The 18796-nt window shown below is 41.6% G+C and carries 17 protein-coding genes; 8 read left to right on the top strand and 9 right to left on the bottom strand.

From position 1 onward, the window contains the following. Window positions 1-31: 31 nt before the first annotated feature. A complete protein-coding gene (locus T3H97_RS25955) occupies window positions 32-607 on the top strand; it encodes a histidine phosphatase family protein (protein ID WP_328801333.1) in 576 nt (191 codons plus the stop codon). Between the two features lie 91 nt (window positions 608-698). Here T3H97_RS25955 and T3H97_RS25950 read toward each other — a convergent pair whose 3' ends face one another. Together T3H97_RS25950 and T3H97_RS25945 are read right to left on the bottom strand one after the other, a co-directional pair. Beyond that, on the bottom strand, window positions 699-1766 hold the full coding sequence (locus tag T3H97_RS25950; RefSeq protein ID WP_328801332.1) for a DUF4367 domain-containing protein: 1068 nt from the start codon (window positions 1764-1766) through the stop codon (window positions 699-701). Further along, window positions 1727-2317, bottom strand: a complete 591-nt coding sequence (locus T3H97_RS25945) for an RNA polymerase sigma factor (protein WP_328801331.1) — start codon at window positions 2315-2317, stop codon at window positions 1727-1729. Before T3H97_RS25945 ends, T3H97_RS25950 begins: the two co-directional genes overlap by 40 nt. Before the next feature lie 760 nt (window positions 2318-3077). Between T3H97_RS25945 and T3H97_RS25940 the strand changes: the two genes are divergently transcribed. Next, on the top strand, window positions 3078-4154 hold the full coding sequence (locus tag T3H97_RS25940; protein ID WP_230486364.1) for an elongation factor G: 1077 nt from the start codon (window positions 3078-3080) through the stop codon (window positions 4152-4154). A gap of 63 nt (window positions 4155-4217) precedes the next feature. Here T3H97_RS25940 and T3H97_RS25935 read toward each other — a convergent pair whose 3' ends face one another. The 3 genes from T3H97_RS25935 to T3H97_RS25925 all read right to left on the bottom strand — a co-directional run bounded on the left by T3H97_RS25935 (window position 4218) and on the right by T3H97_RS25925 (window position 7245). Next, the gene (locus T3H97_RS25935) at window positions 4218-5663 is read right to left on the bottom strand and encodes a DEAD/DEAH box helicase (protein WP_328801330.1); all 1446 of its coding nucleotides are present in this window, start codon (window positions 5661-5663) and stop codon (window positions 4218-4220) included. A gap of 327 nt (window positions 5664-5990) precedes the next feature. Then, the gene (locus tag T3H97_RS25930; RefSeq protein ID WP_328801329.1) at window positions 5991-6437 is read right to left on the bottom strand and encodes a GNAT family N-acetyltransferase; all 447 of its coding nucleotides are present in this window, start codon (window positions 6435-6437) and stop codon (window positions 5991-5993) included. A 226-nt stretch (window positions 6438-6663) separates the two neighbouring features. After that, entirely contained in the window at window positions 6664-7245 is a 582-nt protein-coding gene (locus tag T3H97_RS25925; protein ID WP_328801328.1) for a TetR/AcrR family transcriptional regulator, read from the bottom strand. Window positions 7246-7563: 318 nt separating this feature from the next. Between T3H97_RS25925 and T3H97_RS25920 the strand changes: the two genes are divergently transcribed. The 5 genes from T3H97_RS25920 to T3H97_RS25900 all read left to right on the top strand — a co-directional run bounded on the left by T3H97_RS25920 (window position 7564) and on the right by T3H97_RS25900 (window position 11979). Next, window positions 7564-8625: an LLM class flavin-dependent oxidoreductase gene (locus T3H97_RS25920; protein ID WP_025722808.1), complete on the top strand. Its 1062-nt coding sequence runs from the start codon at window positions 7564-7566 to the stop codon at window positions 8623-8625. A 24-nt stretch (window positions 8626-8649) separates the two neighbouring features. Next, window positions 8650-9588 carry an alpha/beta hydrolase gene (locus T3H97_RS25915; RefSeq protein ID WP_328801327.1) on the top strand — a complete coding sequence of 313 codons (939 nt, stop codon included), beginning with the start codon at window positions 8650-8652 and terminating at the stop codon, window positions 9586-9588. A 324-nt stretch (window positions 9589-9912) separates the two neighbouring features. Further along, on the top strand, window positions 9913-10869 hold the full coding sequence (locus T3H97_RS25910) for an endo-1,4-beta-xylanase (protein WP_328801325.1): 957 nt from the start codon (window positions 9913-9915) through the stop codon (window positions 10867-10869). 187 nt (window positions 10870-11056) lie between these two features. Beyond that, window positions 11057-11608 (top strand): TetR/AcrR family transcriptional regulator, encoded by a 552-nt coding sequence (locus T3H97_RS25905; RefSeq protein WP_272639525.1) that lies wholly within the window; start codon window positions 11057-11059, stop codon window positions 11606-11608. Next, on the top strand, window positions 11608-11979 hold the full coding sequence (locus T3H97_RS25900; RefSeq protein WP_272639524.1) for a DMT family transporter: 372 nt from the start codon (window positions 11608-11610) through the stop codon (window positions 11977-11979). The genes T3H97_RS25905 and T3H97_RS25900 overlap by 1 nt, the downstream gene beginning before the upstream one ends. A gap of 113 nt (window positions 11980-12092) precedes the next feature. Here the strand turns inward: T3H97_RS25900 and gnd are convergent, their stop codons facing one another. The 4 genes from gnd to T3H97_RS25880 all read right to left on the bottom strand — a co-directional run bounded on the left by gnd (window position 12093) and on the right by T3H97_RS25880 (window position 17240). Beyond that, complete coding sequence (gene gnd, locus T3H97_RS25895; RefSeq protein ID WP_328801324.1) at window positions 12093-13496, bottom strand: decarboxylating NADP(+)-dependent phosphogluconate dehydrogenase; 1404 nt, start codon at window positions 13494-13496, stop codon at window positions 12093-12095. A 108-nt stretch (window positions 13497-13604) separates the two neighbouring features. Further along, a complete protein-coding gene (locus tag T3H97_RS25890) occupies window positions 13605-14951 on the bottom strand; it encodes a GntP family permease (RefSeq protein ID WP_328801323.1) in 1347 nt (448 codons plus the stop codon). A 26-nt stretch (window positions 14952-14977) separates the two neighbouring features. Beyond that, complete coding sequence (gene gntK, locus T3H97_RS25885) at window positions 14978-16516, bottom strand: gluconokinase (protein WP_328801322.1); 1539 nt, start codon at window positions 16514-16516, stop codon at window positions 14978-14980. After that, window positions 16509-17240, bottom strand: coding sequence for a GntR family transcriptional regulator (locus T3H97_RS25880; protein ID WP_103047116.1), 732 nt, complete (start codon window positions 17238-17240; stop codon window positions 16509-16511). Before T3H97_RS25880 ends, gntK begins: the two co-directional genes overlap by 8 nt. A gap of 244 nt (window positions 17241-17484) precedes the next feature. Between T3H97_RS25880 and T3H97_RS25875 the strand changes: the two genes are divergently transcribed. Continuing rightward, window positions 17485-18780 (top strand): GntP family permease, encoded by a 1296-nt coding sequence (locus T3H97_RS25875; protein WP_013312693.1) that lies wholly within the window; start codon window positions 17485-17487, stop codon window positions 18778-18780. Window positions 18781-18796: the final 16 nt, after the last annotated feature.

The raw sequence follows: 18796 nt of genomic DNA, 5'->3' as shown, positions 1-18796 counted from the left end.
AAAAATTCATCAGCTCTTCATGGAGGATACTATGAAAACTTTCATTTACATGGTGAGACATGGCGAATCACCGAAGACGGAAGGAAATGAAAGAACAAGAGGTTTGACTGATAAAGGCAAGTCAGATGCTTTTCAAATAACTGAATTATTGAGAGGAGAGGGGATCGAGGTTTTCGTTTCAAGTCCTTATCAACGGGCAATCCTAACCATTCAAGAATTAGCTCAATGCTCAGGACAAGAAGTTTTAATATTCGAGGATCTTAAAGAAAGAATTTTTTCTAGTGAAGACAACCGAATGTCCGATGATGAATTATTCCCTTTGTTAGATAAGTCATTTTCTGATCCCGACTTTGCTTTAACGGGAGGAGAGTCTAATGCAGTTTGTCAGAACCGAAGTATAACAGTTTTAAAGGAATTGTTAAAAATCTACCGAGGAAGGAAAGTCGCATTAGGCACTCATGGAGCTGTAATGACTTTAATGATGGAGTATTATGACAAGCAGTACGATTTGAAATTTTTACTACACACATCCAAACCAGACGTATACAGAATGGAATTCAATGATCAGGAATTAGTTGAGGTAAAAAGATTGTGGAACATGCCGTAATAGTTTGTGAGGAAAAGGTATAAGGACTATTCTTCAAAAAGAGACCACCCTTAAAAAAGGATGGTCTCTTTTTGAAACTTTTCTTTTATAACTATTGCGGTGAACCGTTAAGCAAATCTTCAGCTATTTTTACCAGGTCTTCTTTGCTCAGCGGGCTGTCCTGGTTATCAGAAATGTTGTAGTGTAAACGTCTTTTTTCATCGAGCCATCCCAGTCGATTTTTTCCTACCTCCAAGGGCTTGCTTGTTTCGCTTGCTCTGATGTAATAGGCCTTGGTTCCTTTAATCATCAGTTCCTCAGCCGAATCCTGTTCATTTTGCATGATGGTTGTCTTTGTGACTTCAGAAGTGTATTTGGTGACGGTAATGTTTACATAGTCGTTTCCTCTCGCATACCGGGCAAAGGAGGTGTCTGACTTGTCCCAGCTCAGCTTTTGAATAAACAGATTTTCACCCTCCGGTGCAGCTTTGGCCTGTTGCATCAGTTTATCGGTTAAAGCTCGATATTCCTTTTTATCCATCATCCTAGGATATGCAGCGCTTGGATAGACGTATCCGAATTCAAACTGATAGCCATCCGGTAGATGAGTGGGGTTGCTGAATAATGGAGCCTCAGTTCGCTTGATTTCATCTTGTAAGCTGTTGAAACTTGAAAGTTCAGCTGGCTTGTACGCAAACAGGGCCGGATTAGATAGGTTGTTCTGATTCATAGAATCGTCCTTGACGTAATAGGCGGCATACTCTCCGGGCTGCAAGCGATCTTTCACTTTTTCGTTCCACTGTGCGTAGGTGGAGGTATACGTTTTCGAGGCGTCCGTTTCGGCAGGTGTTTTGGCGGTGTTTAATACGACGTCGCCTTTGCCGTTACGTAATTCCAGATATTGCGAAGCGGCGTACCCAGTCACAGAGGCGCCCAATACAAAAAGCAAGATCATAATAGGAGCGGTGATGCGCGGTTGAAGACGCATTTTTACGATGAGTCCCTTTTGGGGTTTCGCCTTTTGGTAGACCTGTTCCATCACTTTGTCAGAGACGTCAAAGGCTTGTATTTTTAAGACGTTCTCTGGCTCCGTCAACATGTCCATATTTTTTAAGCCTTTGTCTTTCAGATCGGTGTATTTCAGACCTTGTTCCTGAGTTCTGTCTTGTAATTCACGCATTTTGGGTCCTCCTTTATGGGCTCCATCATTTTTTTGAGCTTTGTTTTTGTTCTGCCGTATTTTTTCTTGATAGCTTCCTCGCTTTTGTTCATAATTTCCCCGATTTCTCTAAACGATTTTTCTTCAAAAATGCGCAGCACCAACAGGTTTCGCTCCTCTGCATTCAGTTGGTCCAATGCCCGGCTCAGCGGTTCACTGAAAAGCTGACGTTCCATAACCTGCGCAGCACTGTCTGAAGTCATGTTAGTTGAGTTGAACAGGGTGATTTTAAATTTGCGCTGTAGTTTCTTCCTGCGAATCAGGTTCAGGCAGTGATGATAAGCCATTTTATACAGCCAGGAGGAGAAGCCCACTGTGGGCTTGTACATACTGATTTTCTCGAAAGCACTAACGAAAATATCCTGTACTGCCTCTTCCGCTTCCTGCTCACTGCCTAATAGTCGCCAGCAGTACACAAAAATCTGACGCTGATACTCCTTTACAATGTAGGCGTAATCCTGGATCTCGCCAGCTTGGACCCGTTTAATTCTATATTCGATTTCCTCATTCAAAGATTTAGGCACCCCCTCTGATTAAAAAGAAAACTATATCTGTATAACAAATGAAGAGGACCGAAAGGGACACCTTTTCTAAAATTTTTTAAGTATTAATCAACTCTCTAAGAGAATACGATAAAGAAGAACAATTATCACCAACGTTGTTGGTTTCATAGAGCTTGAATTTTTATTGTGGAAATAAATAGAATGATAAAATATACCTATCAAAAAAGTGAAAATAGATTGTAAAGAAAAAAGGGGATAGGAAATGGGGTTTTATGATAATAGGGGAGTCCAGATGGTGGTTGCGCTTTTATATCCTGTTATAACATTTGTTATATTAAGTAATAGTCATATGATAGGTTCATGGACTGTTCCGGCCATTATTGCAATTTTATTTTGTCTGCTATGGAAAAATACTCTTTATGTAATCATCTCTAATGTCTTGATGTGGATTGTATCAGTACCTATGTGGTGGCTACTAGTTGAACGTGTGAAAACAGACCAGGGCGCTGAAACTTTCATTTCGTCATTACCATTCATTATATTGTTATACATATTTGCTGTATTACTACCCGAAATTTTAATTGTTCTATTTAGACATTACATTTTTAATAAGTTTAGACGTCGCAATAGTAAGTAATCTCTGAAACAATTCGGGAGTGTTTTTTCAAAATCGCACGGAAGTTACTCATCGATAAATAGAAAATATGAAGGAGAGATTCCAAGAAGAGTAGGCCAGCTCTTAAAAAAATATGAGAGGATACAGTTTCTTATGAATGAAAGTACTAAGAAATATTTTGATAATATGATACGTTATCTTAATGATCAAATGGAGTTACTACCTAACTTAGAATCAAAATACATGGGATTAACAATGCCTTTTCCTCAACAAACTGCGCTACGAAATAGGATTATTGAAAGTATTGAAGCATTAATAAAATACGATCAGGATGTTTGTATTGCTGTTCATTTGAATCAGGCTGATGATAGATCAATTGAATATAAGAAAATAATTTTAATAGGGAATGATTACTTGCATCTTAAGAGAATCATTGATTTTATGGAAAGACAACACATTAAATTGAATATCAAAGACACCTGTATTCTCTACAGAGAATGTACTGCTGACTTGAATATTCATTTGAAAGGCAATCACTCTAGAATAACAAGTTTAAATGACCTATTTGCAGGAGTCGAAATTCATATTGATCATATTCAGGCTGGAATGGGATATAGATACGAAAATAAACAAGTGGATGAAGATATTATTCATTATTGTTGTCATAAAGATGATGAGGAAGGAAAGGAACTTGGATATCAATTATTTATCAAATCGTTAGATTACTTTTCCAAGAAATTATTAGCTGAAGGATTTGTATTAGGGTATCCTGCTGTAGATTCTAAAATTAAGATAATGAAAGCCTCTTGTACAATGTGTTTTTATCGAGATTATTATTATATTAGTGGAGCACATATATCGCTCAAAAACGCTATGCTGAAAGCAGATTGGCAAATATGCGAACCACTGATGCAGATCCATATGACCTGTAACAAGCTATATTTCGAAGGAAACTCTTTTTTTAGAGAGGTAGAAAATATATATATATTCGAGGACACAGAGGATTGTAAGTTATCATTTAAATCTAGACTTTCCACAATCATTGAGATTCTAGAAGAGATGTATGACCATAAAAAAGATGTTTTGGACTTCCATATGAAATTGGACAGCTTTGTGCCAATTGAAGATGATACTCAGTTGAAAGAAAAATTTAAAGTCATTTATGATATCGATAAATGGAAAGATGAATTAAATGATCAAGAGATAAACTCGGCAATCCCGCCCGTATAGCTAACGATAACCATCGGCTGTACTGGGCGGGGTTGCCTCACCCTCTTTAATGCAGCGTATCTTCTACTTATTCCCTTTGCGTACCTTTAACAGCTTACCTTTTACGGTTGTATTCTTCATAATCTCAAGCACCAGTGGACCTTTACCATTCAGAATCTCAACATCCGTTACATTATCCAGAATCGTAATGATCCCGATATCATCTGCGGTGACCCCATCAAGCTTAGCGATGGTCCCCACGAAGTCGACAGCTCTAAGCTTTTTCTTCTTACCGCCGTTAAAGTTCAGCTTCATAATCTGTTGGTTTAGTTGCTCTCGCTTATCTTTTTTGAGTGCGGTTTTTACATGCAGTTTCTGCTCAAAATCTTCTCTACGCAGATCAACAGCCTCTTCTGAGGGGGCCTTTACCTGTGGAATCGCGAACCCAATATATGCTTCAATATCAGCTAATCTTCGGCCATCCTTAGGAGTGATGAGGGAAATGGCTTTCCCCGTTTTGCCAGCACGTCCCGTACGTCCTGTGCGGTGAACATAGCTTTCCTTCTCAAGGGGAATATCGTAGTTAATGACATGGGTGATATTCGTGATATCAATCCCTCTGGCGGCAACATCTGTTGCAATCAAGTAACGGAATTGGCCCCTTCTGAATGCATTCATTACCTCAAATCGCTCGTCTTGCTCCATGCCACCATGAATGCGATCACATGGGTATTCGAGATCAGCCAATGCTCTGAATAATGTATCTACATTCTCCTGCGTACGACAGAAAATAATGCAGCTGTCAGGATTCTCAACAATGAGCAGATCTTGCAGTAGTGCCAGCTTGTCTGACTCCTTCACCTGAATAAGAGAGTGGTCAATTGTGGCGGTCGTTATACCGGTCGCTTTGATCTCAATTCTAACAGGATCATTCATATATTTACGTGACAGTGTGGCTACGTCCTCAGGGAAGGTAGCGGAGAATAACATGGTAACCCGGTCACTAGGCAGCGCTTGAATAATCGACTGAACCTGCTCGATAAAGCCCATATTCAGCATCTCGTCAGCTTCATCAATCACGAGATAGGCAATCCGATCTAACGATAGCGTGCCTCGTTCAATATGGTCCAGTACACGTCCTGGCGTACCTACAGCCACATGCGTCCTTTGTTTTAACTCAGCCTTTTGGATATGAAAAGGATGTTTCCCATAAAGGGGCGTTGCTTTGATCCGCTTAAAGCGTCCAATATTCGTGATGTCTTCGGTGACCTGTAACGCGAGTTCACGGGTTGGCGTCAGGATTAAAGCTTGGGGCTTATTCTCATTCCAATCTACTAGCTCACAGATTGGAATACCGTATGCTGCTGTTTTGCCACTACCTGTTTGCGATTTGGCGACAAGATCCTTCTTCTCAAGCGCAACTGGAATGACTTCCGTCTGAATCTCTGTTGGCGTCTCATAGCCCAAGCTACTCAGCGCTCTTACAATTTCTTCACTTAATGCATAATCTGTAAAATGCTTCTGACTCATTTTCAACCTCTTCTGCGCTGTATTTGAATACCATTACATATATAATGTCATCGTGTATCGAACTTATACTCATCTAGTATACTCTATATCCACGTTCACTCTAATACATATCAATGAATTAACTGTTTGTCTAAACGCATCCTTGGAGCATTTACCGAATGGAGGTAGAAACGAGGCTACTCTAAGCAGCAAAGGGAGGCCATGAAGGTACGGGTATCGGCATGTTTCCATATCCGCATGCGTGAAAGCATGTTTTACGCACAAAGGGCACCCAATTAGGTGCCCTTTGAACTGCCGTTAGCGCGGAAAACCGTATCAAAAGTATTGTTACGATGAAAAGTGAACCCACTCTCTCCCTTGGACAGCATCCATCTTTTTAAAGAAAATTTGAGCGCGTTTATTCTCAGTAGAAGTTATCCAGGTCATATGAGCATAGCCATGATTTTGTGAGTACTTTTGACATTCTAAAAAAAGCTGTGATTCTACTTCTGTATCTCTAAAGGGTTCCATTACAAATAGGTCGTTCATAACTGTGATTTTGTCTGCTTTCATCGTGCTAAAGGTAAAGAATAATGTAGCAAAGCCGATTAATTGTCCATTTTGTTCCGCCACAAATTGTATACCGTTTTGCTGCTTAAAAAGGGTATGAATCAAATTATGAATTTTTTCGATAGGTGGCCTAGGGTTTTGATAAAAACCAACGATGTATTCATACATTAACTCGGTCAAACTGCTTAAATCATCAGGCTTAGCGTTTCTTATTAAATATGACATTAGATGTACTCCCTTTTCATTATTTTTGAATTATTATACACAATAAAACATATATATTCAAAAATAAAGATCGGTGAAGGAATCTTTTGAACTCATGCAAATGTGAAAAGCCTGTAATATGAGCGCAACCAAGGCTGCCGAGGAAATGTATTCAGCAGTCTTGGTTGCGCTGAGGGACATGTTCGTCGAGAATACACCCACTCGCTAAAATTGAGTTCATTCCGAATTATTTAAGAAGTGTAAGTGTCACCTCTATCGTGTTATTAATAAATGATCGTTCTGGACGAGACTTTATCATTACGGTCAGTCCAATTAACGATACGACTAGCGCCTGTGATACAGCCTTTGCATCGAGACTGACCTCAAGCTCACCTGATTGTATACCTCGTTCAATGGTTTCTTGAAATATAACCGATAGGTACATTTGATGTTCCCTTGTAAGGATTTCAAATTTCTCATCATGAGGTGCAAGTTCAACCATTGTGTTGATGCAAAAGCATCCTTTTCTAGGGTTTTCTGTATATTCCTCATCGACCACACCTTCAAAAAAAGTTCGAAATGCTTCTTTTACAGATGAATCGCTTTGAAGTTTGGTTCGGATCATAGAAGCACGGGACATCATGTATTTGCGCAGCGCAACTTCGAACAATTCTTTTTTGCCTCCAAAAGTGGAATATATACTGGGTCGTTGAATCTCCATTCTGGAAGTTAAATCACTTAATGAGGTAGCTTCATATCCCTTCTCCCAAAATATTTGCATAGCTGCATCTAATACTTTATCTTCGTCAAATTCGCGGATTCGTCCCATAATCAATACCTCTCATTACTCGTAATTTTATTCTTAATTCAATGACTATGATCATAATTGTCAGGGGTTTTTATTTGCGTACCAATTAGTATGTTATTATCTTATAATTAGCCCGTTATATTGTCAAATGCAGATTGGTTTATCGCACCAAGGAGATATCAGTATGAGGATAAATTAAAGTATTTTTACTATATTTATTGACAGTACTCTTTTTGATGAGTTATATTTACTGAGAAAAATATTTTACCGATCGGTATGATATTTTACCGGTATTTAATTAGCATACAAAGAAGGCTATTAGAATAGGAGAGATGGACGATGGAGATAGGTATTACTTCGTTTGTAGAAACAAAGCCCGACGTTCAGACAGGAGAAGTGATAAGTCACGCACAGCGATTGCGCGAAGTTGTCGAGGAAATTATCCTTGCTGATCAAGTGGGACTTGATGTGTTTGGTGTAGGTGAGCATCATCGGAAGGATTATTCGGCATCTTCACCAGCAGTTGTGCTGTCAGCGGCTGCAGCGCAGACGAAACGGATTCGGCTGACCAGTGCAGTGACAGTGCTTTCTTCAGCTGATCCCGTTCGCGTTTTTCAGGATTTTGCTACGCTGGATGGTATTTCGAATGGACGTGCGGAGATTATGGCGGGTCGAGGTTCCTTTATTGAATCTTTTCCACTGTTCGGCTATGACTTGGAAGACTATGATGAGCTGTTTGAACAACATTTGGAATTGCTCCTTAAAATACGGGAGTCCGAAAAAGTAACCTGGAAAGGCGGACATCGGCCAGCAATTAACAATTTGGGTGTGTATCCACGGCCGGTTCAGAATCCTTTACCAATATGGGTTGGCAGCGGGGGCAGGCAGGATTCTGCTATCCGGGCAGGTCTGTTAGGACTGCCCTTGATACTGGCGATCATTGGCGGGAATCCGGTAAATTTTGCACCACTTGTCCAGCTTTATAAGAAGGCAGCAGCGCACGCCGGTCATGATGAATCGAAGCTTAGGGTTGGGTCGCACTCGATAGGATTTGTCGGAGAGAATAATGAGCAAGCTGCAGATACATATTTCCCTTCTACGATGGCAGGTATGAATAGATTGGGCAGGGAGCGGGGCTGGGCACATTATGATCGTTCTAGCTACGATGCCGCGCGCAGCTTTGAAGGTGCGCTGTATGTCGGCGATCCAGAGACTGTTGCCCAGAAGATCATTCACCTTCGCAAACATGTAGGTGTTACTCGCTTTATGCTGTATGTTCCGTTAAGCACGATGCCGCATGCCGAAGTGATGAGAGCCATTGAGCTGCTAGGAACAGAGGTAGCACCCCGAGTTCGGAAGGAGATAGCCAAGTGGGAAGCGGAGACGGAGAAAAGATTATAAAAACCAAACATAGGAGTGATTTACGTGGATTTTGAAAATCGTTTATTACCAGAATTAAGGTCGGTAATCGCACAATTTCCTGGTTTTCAACTGGAAGAGAATTTAGAGCTGAGCAGAAGCTATTTGTCTAGTCCTCCTATTGAGCAGTCGGAGCACGTACGTACGACAAGCCAGATGATTCCGAGCGTAGCAGGCGAGATATTAGTCAAAATCTACGAACCTGCCCAGCGAACTGACGTTAGGCTTCCGGCCATGCTGTGGATTCACGGGGGAGGCTATGTGATGGGCCATCCTGATATGGACGATGCTTTGTGCGAACGCTTCGTGCAGGCGGCCAAATGCGTAGTCGTATCGGTCGATTACCGACTTGCTCCTGAGCATCCCTACCCAGCTGCCATCGATGACTGTTATGCCGCTTTGACGTGGATGACCGACGAAGCGGAGCTGCTGGGCATTGACTTAGATCGGGTCGCAATTGCCGGAGCAAGTGGGGGCGGCGGTCTGACCGCAGCACTTGCTTTAATGGCTCGTGACAAAGGTGGGCCAGCCCTCATTTTCCAAATGCCGCTGTATCCGATGATCGATGACCGCAGTATTACGGCGTCAAGTCATGAAATTACGGCCGATAACGCACCATGGAACCGGAAGAACAACTTGGCGGCCTGGAACATGTACTTGGGCGATCGTACTGAAGACACCGAGTTGTCCCCATATGCGGTGCCGTCGAGAGCAGAAAGCTTGGCTGGCCTGCCGCCGACCTATACGTGCGTAGGCCAGCTCGATCTATTCCGAGATGAGACGATCGAATATGTGGCACGTCTTGCCCAAGCGGGCGTAGACGTCGAATTCCATCTGTATCCCGGCACTTTTCACAACTTTGAGGGAATAGTTCCACAAGCAGAAGTAAGCCAACGTGCTAGCCAAAGTTATGTAGACGCAATTGCAAGAGCCCTTAATCCTTAAACTATTAAATGGGCAGTCTCCAAAGTGATATGCTTCCAAAAAAGTAGGCAGGTTAAATAATAAAACTTGCTACTGTAAAAGGGGAGTATATCACTTTTTGCAGTAATCTTTTTTGTCGTTTGATACGAGACTAGATTCTAATCGAAACGTGTGTTAAAGGAGCACGAGGTGTTCAGTCGCCCCGCAATGATGTAAAGTTTTTCGGGTAAAATCTTTACTTTTACATGTAGCGGATAATAACCTTTCATTCTTATAATTGGAAATGTAAGCGATTTATTTAAAAGTAGGAATATTAAAAAACTATACGTATGAGGAGGAGGTTGTATGTCGAAATTTAAAGTGTGCAAGTTGGTAAGCAGCTTGGCGTTGGCGGGTGTGTTGTTATCATCAGTTCTGATAAACCCGGCTAGTGCCAGTATGGCGAACGGTGGCAAATTCCTCGGGAATGTCATTGCGGGCAGTGTCCCTCCTAGTTACGGGACATACTGGAATCAAGTGACGCCGGAGAACTCGACTAAGTGGGAATCGGTTGAAGGCAACCGTAACAACATGAACTGGTCACAGGCCGATACCGCCTACAATTATGCCCGCAGCAAAGGCTTCCCGTTCAAGTTCCATACGTTGGTATGGGGTGCCCAGGAGCCAGGTTGGGTTAGGGGGCTGTCGGCTGCTGATCAGAAAGCGGAAGTGACTCAGTGGATTAAAGCAGCAGGTCAACGCTATCCGAATGCGGAGTTTGTAGATGTGGTGAATGAGCCGCTGCATCAGAAGCCGTCCTATCGCAATGCCATTGGTGGTGACGGGTCGACCGGATGGGATTGGGTCATATGGTCGTTCCAACAGGCAAGACAAGCCTTCCCCAATGCCAAGCTGTTGATCAATGAATATGGAATTATCAATGATCCTTCGTTAACCGACCAATATGTCAATATTATTAATCAGCTCAAGAGCAGAGGCCTGATTGACGGAATTGGTATCCAATGCCACCAGTTCAGTATGGACACCGTCTCAGTTAACACGATGAACACTGTACTGAACAAGCTGGCGGCAACAGGATTGCCAATCTATGTGTCGGAACTGGATATAACTGGCGACGATAACACCCAACTTGCCAGATACAAGGAGAAGTTTCCGGTACTCTGGCAACATCCCTCAGTGAAGGGAGTTACGCTCTGGGGGTATATTCAGGGACAAACTTGGAAGCCGAACACACATCTGCTGAACTCTAACGGCACGGAACGTCCCGCGATCCAATGGCTGAGACAATATCTGCAAAGATAAGCTATGGGTGGCACTTAAACCCCAACAGATGCGAACTTTTGCCAAATGTCTGGGCTGGATAGATGTTTATTGGAAGAAGTCTTGGCTGAAATGTTGTACGCCAAGGCTTCTTTTTATTTAGCTTAAACGTATTTTCTGCTTGAAATAAAACCGTCTGGACGGTATAGTAAAATGGGCGGTGATCAAAATGAATACAACTAAAAAAACATTAAAAAGAGAATTAATACTTAAAGCGGCCTCCATGATTGTGCATGAACAAGGAGTAGAGAAATTAACGTTAGAAGCGGTTGCTAAGAAAGCGGGAGTAAGTAAGGGAGGATTGCTTTACCATTTTCCGAATAAAGATGAATTGATTTTGGGAATGGTTGAACAACTATCGACCAGCTTTGTCTCCGAATTTAATGAGAGAGCAGAAGACGATATACATTCTAAAGGAAGATGGACTCGCGCGTATATGAACACATCATTTTCTGGCGATCGGAATGCAAGTGACCTGTATACCGCTCTCTCAGCAGCACAGTTTACGAATCCTCACATGCTAAAACTACTTCAGGATGAGTATGCAAATATCCAAAGTAAAATCGAAAGCGACGAATTGGATCCTGTTCGATCCACGATCGTCCGATTAGCTATAGACGGCTTGTGGTTTGCTGAAATGTTTGGGCTTGCTCCTCCCAATGAAGAAATGAGGCAAAAAATGATGGAAGAATTGAAAACATATATAAAGGAGAATGAATAATGGCTTATCTTTTCTTGGTAATCTCTATTGTTGGTGAACTTGTTGGAACTTCAATGCTTAAAGCTTCAGAAGGTTTCACCAAGCTGTATCCGACTTTACTCACAATTGTAGCGTTCGCGATCTCTTTCTTCTTTATCTCCTTATCCCTTAAGACGCTTCCTTTAAATATGACTTATGCTATCTGGTCAGGTGTAGGAGCTGTTGCTACAACACTTATTTCAGTATTGATTTGGAAAGAAAAAATCAATACAGGAAGTATCGCAGGTATTGCTTTAATTGTTATTGGCGTGGTGGTACTGAACCTATTTGGTGCAGGACATGGTGAGGCAAAAGGAACAACAGAAGCAACGAGTTCAATCGTTCAAAAATGAGATGAAATAGTATAGACACAAGAGAATTGTGGGGAAAATGTATTCAAAATAAGAGCCCTAATGAAGGGAAGAACCACTACATTAGGGCTCTGGAGATTTACTACGACTATGGATCACTGCCAGTTTGTGTGAAAGGATCCTGCTGCATCACTTCGTTCATAAGTATGGGCACCAAAATAATCCCTTTGTGCTTGCAAAAGGTTAGCATTCGAAATGCCTGCCCGGTAACTATCGTAATAAGTAAGTGAAGCACTTAAACATGGAAACGAAGTACCAGAATTAACGCCCTCACAGACAACTTTTCGCAGTCCTATTTGATATTCTTTAACCTTTTCAGCAAAATAGGGAGCGATTAAAAGATTAGCCAAATTCGGCTGTTCTTGATATGTTTCGCTTATTACGTTTAAGAATTCGGCACGAATGATGCAACCACCACGGAAAATAAGGGCTATGTCCTTTAAAGGTAAATTCCATCCGTAAAGTTCAGAAGTCATTTTATATTGTATAAATCCTTGCGCGTAGGCACAAATTTTACCCATATAAAAAGCTTGTCTAATGTACTCAATCCACACATCTTTATTTAAACTTCGCTGATCAATCCCGGGTCCTGTTAGAATATTTTCTGCATAAACTCGTTCTTCTTTTAAAGAGGAGATGTAACGGGCAAACAATGACTCTGTAATAATGGATGATGGGATCCCATGATCAATTGCTTGAATGCTTGTCCATTTACCTGTGCCCTTTTGCCCTGTTTTATCAAGAATCACATCGATTAATGGCAAGCCTGTTACATCATCCTTTTTCCGTAAAATCTCTGCTGTGATTTGGATTAAATAACTTTTCAGTTCCCCTTGATTCCATATTTCAAAGATATCAGCAATTTCATTCACAGATAAACGTAACCTTTTTCTTAAAAATGTATAGGTTTCTGCGATTAATTGCATATCTGCGTACTCGATTCCGTTATGTACCATTTTTACAAAGTGACCGGAACCTTTTGGACCCATATAAACACAGCAAGGGTCTCCGTCCACTTGGGCTGCTATTTTTGTTAGAATAGGAGCTGCTTTTTCATATACGTTTTTATCTCCACCAGGCATGATCGAAGGTCCATTTAAAGCCCCAACTTCACCGCCGGAAATACCGATTCCTAAATAACCGATTCCTTTTGACTTCAATTCATCATATCTACGTTCCGTATCTTTGTAATGGGAGTTACCACCGTCCATGATCACATCGCCTGCTTCAAGAAAGGGTACTAATGTACCTATTACCGAATCGACCGGTTTGCCCGCTGTTACCATAAGGAAGATTTTTCTTGGAGTTTTTAAGGAGTAAACAAAATCTTGAATTTCGTAGTAGGGATGGATGGGGTGACCTTCACTTTTTTTAACAAGATCGTCAGTTAAATCCCTCGTATAATTATAGACAGCGACTTGCTCACCCTTACCAGCCATGTTTAAAGCAATATTACGGCCCATTACCCCTAAACCAATGACACCAATTGTGTTGGACATTTTTTCTGCTCCTTTTATTTGAAATGAATAGGCCGTAGATCCTCACTTATAGGCTTAGAAGATTCTAAGAAAAATAAGTGAGGGGATCTACCGCCCGGGAATCATGGTTTATACGAATAAACTTAGTACTAAAATAAATCCTAATCCAGCTACAGAAATGATGGTCTCAAGCAATGTCCATGTTGCAAACGTTTCTTTCATGCTTAAACCAAAATACTCTTTAAACATCCAGAAACCAGCATCGTTAACATGTGAAGCTATTAAGCTACCCGCTCCCGTTGCAAGCACAACTAAAGCAAGATTAACGTCGGATTGTCCTAACATCGGAATAACTAAACCAGCGGTTGTTAAAGCTGAGACAGTTGCAGAACCTAAGGAAATACGTAAAATTGCAGCAATGATCCAGGCAAGCAAGATGGGTGATAATGTAGTTCCATTAAATAATTCGGCTACATAGTCACCTACGCCGCCATTAATCAGCACTTGTTTGAAGGCACCGCCTCCCCCAATGATTAAGAGCATCATCCCAATATGAGTAATAGCAGTTGTACAAGATGCCATTACATTTTTGATTGGAATTTTCCTTGCTATTCCCATGGTGTAGACAGCTACCAGTAAGGAAATTAACATCGAAGTCGATGCATCACCAATAAAACGGATCGCTGCTAGTAAACTATTATCTTCAAATCCCATTGTTTTTTGAAGCAAAGTAATAATCGTAGCAATAGACATTAAAATGACAGGAAGCATTGCAGTAAATACACTGATTCCAAATCCAGGAGTTTCCTCGGACTTAAATACTTTTTGTTCACCTAAAGAGGCGATATTACCCATTTTCGTAAATGATGCAGGTACGAGTTTTTTGGCAAGCTTCGTAAATACAGGTCCAGCTAAGATAACGGTTGGAATGGCAATAATGAAACCGTAAAGTAAAACCTCACCAAGGTTCGCGCCATATTCACCAGCAATAACTGTTGGCCCTGGATGTGGAGGTAAGAAACCATGTGTTACGGATAAAGCTGCAACCATCGGAATACCGAGATATAAGATAGAAACCTTTAATTCTTTTGAAATGGCAAATATGATTGGAATTAACAATACTAATCCTACTTCAAAAAATAACGCCACACCGATAATGAATGAAGCAGCTACGACTGCCCATTGGATATTTTTTTCACCAAATTTGTCTACGAGGGTCATGGCAATTCGTTGAGCACCACCAGAATCAGCGATCAACTTACCTAACATCGCTCCAAGTCCAAAGATTAACGCTAAGTGACCAAGGGTTCCGCCTAATCCGGCTTCGATGGTTTTGACAATTTCCTCTAATGGCATTCCAAGTGCTAAAGCGACGCCGAACGATACAATGATTAATGAAATAAAGGTATTCAATTTGAAGCCCATTATTAAAACTAATAATGCTAAAATTCCAATTGCTACGATAACTAATGGCATTGTAATTACCCCCTGTTTTTATCTTTTTAGTGTTTTATTAAGCTTCTTTGATAGTTGGAAATTCGTGTATAATCATCTTCTAATACTCTGGATAGGTTAATGAAAATCGGCAGCAATTTTCTATATTCCTTGGTTGCTTCTTCTTTTGGTGTATGTTTGTTGGTACTGCCAACCATTTCAGAAACGACTTCAAAGGACTGGATTTGTCCGGTGGCATACAAGCCTAAAATACAAGCTCCTAGACAAGAACTTTCGTAGCTTTCAGGAACAACGACTTTAGATGCGAATATATCGGACATCATTTGCCGCCAAACAGCTGACCTTGCGAAGCCTCCTGTAGCCTGAATTCGGGTCACGGGACCGTCCATGCATTCAGTTAATGCCAAAAATACGGTGTACAAATTGTAAATGACTCCTTCTAGGGCTGCGCGAATCATATGTTCTTTCTTGTGTGACATCGTTAAACCGAAGAATGAGCCACGTACGTCTGGGTTCCATAATGGCGCACGTTCACCAGCCAGGTATGGATGGAATAACAATCCGTCAGATCCTGGTCTTACACGTTCAGCAATCTTGGTTAGTACATCATATGGATCAATTCCTAGTCTTTTCGCTGTTTCTACTTCTGATGAGGCAAGCTCGTCACGGATCCAGCGAAGGACCATCCCGCCATTGTTCACCGGCCCCCCAATAACCCAGTGCTTTTCTGTTAAGGCATAACAAAATATTCTTCCCTTTTCGTCTGTTTGAGGCTTGTCTATAATGGTTCGAATGGCACCGCTTGTCCCGATTGTGACGGCAACTTCGCCTTTTCGTATCGCATTAACACCTAGATTAGAAAGGACTCCGTCGCTAGCTCCAATGACAAACGATGTTTGTGGATCGATCCCCATCTTTTTTGCTAAATCTGAATCACAGTTGGTAAATATCCTGGTTGTTGGCACGAGCTCAGATAATTGAGAAGGGGTTATACCAGCAATTTTTAATGCTTCTTCATCCCAATCTAATTTTTCTAGATTCATCATGCCCATGGCAGAAGCTAGGGAATAATCCACTACATATTGATCAAAGAACTTTTTAAAAATATATTCTTTAATTCCGATATACTTTTTAACCTTGACAGCGGTTTCAGGAAGGTCATTCACAATCCAGGCTATTTTCGTTAAGGGTGACATGGGGTGAATGGGTGTTCCTGTTCGTTTATAGACTTCATGGCCATTCAGCTCATCTTTTATTTTATGTGCCCATGCTTCACTTCGATTATCTGCCCAAGTGATACAAGACGTCAGTGGGCGGTCATTTTCATCCATCGCAATGACACTATGCATGGCACTGCTAAATGAAACAAACGATAGCTTTTTTTGTGAGTGATGTTTCATTATATTCGAAGTGGCTTGCAGGACAGCCTGAAAAATCTCTTCTGGGTTTTGTTCAGCTGTCGCTATATCCGGTGTATAAAGCGGGTATCCAATATTCTCTTGTTGGATGACTTCGCCCTTTTCGCTAAATAGAACGGCTTTCGTACTTGTGGTTCCGATATCTATACCTAACATATAGTTAGTCATTTTGTTGCACTACTCCTTTAGATAGCATTTGTTGTGACATCCATAGGTCTTCTACTTTACCTTGAACATCATCAAAGTTTTCATGTAAAGACTTGATCATGAGGTCTCTATCTTTTGCTTTGATTGCTTCAATATAAAGTTCGTGATTGTTTATAATCCGTGTAAAATCTTCATACTTTTCTTTGAAACGCATACGCATCGACAGAAGAATGAGACTTTCCATAACAGGCTTCAAATTATTCCAAATCATCAGAATATGGGAATGATTGACTGCACGAATAATCGTTTCATGGAATAAGACATCTTGATATGAAAACTCATCAGCATCACCATATTTGATGGCGACTTTCATCATTTCGAGTATTTTACTAAGTTCCTTCGCCAAATCATCAATGTCCATCTTTACAAGACGTTCAAATACGAAGGATTCTATGAGCAGACGGACATCATAAATTTCTTCTATTTCTTTTTCTGATAGGCCAATAACAACGGCTCCCATTCTTTCTAATCGAATGATATTTTCGGATGCCAGTATTTTTAACGCTTCACGAATGGGTGAGCGACTTACAGTGAAATCAGCAGCTAGTTTATTTTCAGATAATATGGTACCGCTTTCAATCCCGCCAGAAATAATGCGCATTCTAAGCTCGGATGTTACGCGATCACCAGCTGAGGCTTTTAAAAGCCATTTGGAGGGATATAGGAATTCTGATTCGACCATCATTTCACCTTCTCAATTAATCAAGTATACTTGTATACAGGTATTATAATCTGAAATTTTAAATTTGCAAGCGTATACATTAAATTTGTTTTGTAACGCCTCTATACTGATTCCATCATAGGTTCCAATTGAAGTTCGGACTTTTTGTGCAAATGCACAATCAAATTCGTCTGTTCTTCAATATTTTTAACGTGCGGCAATCGATATAATGAAAGCGTAATCAAAAATTGCCCGGGGGGTTAGACAGATGGAAGGATTGACGATCAGTTGGATAGGAGCTCTGGCAGGGCTGGCTATTGCAATTATTCTGATATTAAGAAAGCTGAATCCGGTTTACGCTTTATTTTTGGGAGCTATTGTAGGCGCTTTATTGGGCGGAGCCAATCTGGAGCAGACGATCAGCGTGTTAATAAGCGGTACGCAAAGTGTGATGGGGACGGTCATTCGTGTGCTTGCCGCAGGTGTATTGGCAGGCGTAATGATGGAATCTGGGGCGGCGGAGACGATTGCGCAGGCTATTGTAAAGAAGTTCGGCGGCAGTAAAGCGATACTCGCACTAGCCTTGGCGACGATGATTATTACGGCGGTAGGTGTATTTATTCCCGTTGCCGTGCTGATTGTGGCACCTATTGCATTGTCGGTCGGTAACAAGATGGGGATTTCCAAGCTGGCGCTCCTGTTGGCTTTGTCTGGAGGCGGAAAAGCGGGGAACATCATCTCTCCCAATCCTAATACGATTGCGGCGGCGCGCGGATTTAATCTGGATTTAAGCCACGTGATGTTGGCGGGTGTGGTTCCTGCGATATGCGGTTTAATCATGACTGTTTTGGTGGCATCTATGTTGAAAACCAAAGGTGTGAAGGTGTCCGACCAGGATATCATGGACAGTGATGTCGATACATCGAAATACCCGGCGTTGGGACGGGCGATTGTAGCCCCGTTGGTAGCTGTTATTTTGCTGATGATTAACCCGATTGGTTCCATCTCTGGTATTGAAGCACTTTCGAATTTCAAGGTGGATGCGATGTACATTTTGCCGATCGCTGGGATTGTGGGTATGCTGGCCATGGGACAAGGGCGCAATATCCTGAAGTATTCGGCCTCCGGTCTGAATAAAATGACGGCGACCGTGCTGATTTTGATCGGTGCAGGCGGGATTGCGGGTCTGATCTCTGCCTCCAATTTGTCTGCTCAGGTGGTTGGCCTGATTGAAGCTTCGGGAGTTTCCGGTACATTTTTGGCACCGCTTGCAGGCATTCTGATGGCAGCTGCCACGGCGTCCACCTCGACGGGCGTTATTTTGGCGACGGGCTCGTTTGGGGAAGCCATTCTGAACATGGGAACGGCCCCACTCGCTGCAGCTGTGATGGTGCATACAGGTGCTACCGTCATTGATTCCTTGCCACAGGGCAACTATTTTCACGTCACAGCAGACAGCATGAAAATGAGCATTAAACAACGGATGGGATTGATTCCTTACGAAGCTATTGTGGGTGGAACGATGGCAATTGTAGCGACACTCATGTATGGATTTTTACTTTAATATTCACGATGGGGTG

It is taken from the genome of Paenibacillus sp. LX16, from assembly GCF_036252815.1.
Classification (GTDB): Bacteria; Bacillota; Bacilli; order Paenibacillales; family Paenibacillaceae; genus Paenibacillus; species Paenibacillus polymyxa_B.
This window is presented reverse-complemented; position numbering and strand designations above follow the sequence as displayed.

What these genes read in the sequence shown, in the direction of transcription:
- T3H97_RS25955 (WP_328801333.1), top strand. Translation starts at nt 32, where the DNA reads ATGAAAACTTTCATTTACATGGTGAGACATGGCGAATCACCGAAGACG.
- T3H97_RS25950 (WP_328801332.1), bottom strand. Translation starts at nt 1,766, where the DNA reads ATGCGTGAATTACAAGACAGAACTCAGGAACAAGGTCTGAAATACACC.
- T3H97_RS25940 (WP_230486364.1), top strand. Translation starts at nt 3,078, where the DNA reads ATGAATGAAAGTACTAAGAAATATTTTGATAATATGATACGTTATCTT.
- T3H97_RS25935 (WP_328801330.1), bottom strand. Translation starts at nt 5,663, where the DNA reads ATGAGTCAGAAGCATTTTACAGATTATGCATTAAGTGAAGAAATTGTA.
- T3H97_RS25930 (WP_328801329.1), bottom strand. Translation starts at nt 6,437, where the DNA reads ATGTCATATTTAATAAGAAACGCTAAGCCTGATGATTTAAGCAGTTTG.
- T3H97_RS25925 (WP_328801328.1), bottom strand. Translation starts at nt 7,245, where the DNA reads ATGGGACGAATCCGCGAATTTGACGAAGATAAAGTATTAGATGCAGCT.
- T3H97_RS25920 (WP_025722808.1), top strand. Translation starts at nt 7,564, where the DNA reads ATGGAGATAGGTATTACTTCGTTTGTAGAAACAAAGCCCGACGTTCAG.
- T3H97_RS25910 (WP_328801325.1), top strand. Translation starts at nt 9,913, where the DNA reads ATGTCGAAATTTAAAGTGTGCAAGTTGGTAAGCAGCTTGGCGTTGGCG.
- T3H97_RS25905 (WP_272639525.1), top strand. Translation starts at nt 11,057, where the DNA reads ATGAATACAACTAAAAAAACATTAAAAAGAGAATTAATACTTAAAGCG.
- T3H97_RS25900 (WP_272639524.1), top strand. Translation starts at nt 11,608, where the DNA reads ATGGCTTATCTTTTCTTGGTAATCTCTATTGTTGGTGAACTTGTTGGA.
- gnd (WP_328801324.1), bottom strand. Translation starts at nt 13,496, where the DNA reads ATGTCCAACACAATTGGTGTCATTGGTTTAGGGGTAATGGGCCGTAAT.
- T3H97_RS25890 (WP_328801323.1), bottom strand. Translation starts at nt 14,951, where the DNA reads ATGCCATTAGTTATCGTAGCAATTGGAATTTTAGCATTATTAGTTTTA.
- gntK (WP_328801322.1), bottom strand. Translation starts at nt 16,516, where the DNA reads ATGACTAACTATATGTTAGGTATAGATATCGGAACCACAAGTACGAAA.
- T3H97_RS25880 (WP_103047116.1), bottom strand. Translation starts at nt 17,240, where the DNA reads ATGATGGTCGAATCAGAATTCCTATATCCCTCCAAATGGCTTTTAAAA.
- T3H97_RS25875 (WP_013312693.1), top strand. Translation starts at nt 17,485, where the DNA reads ATGGAAGGATTGACGATCAGTTGGATAGGAGCTCTGGCAGGGCTGGCT.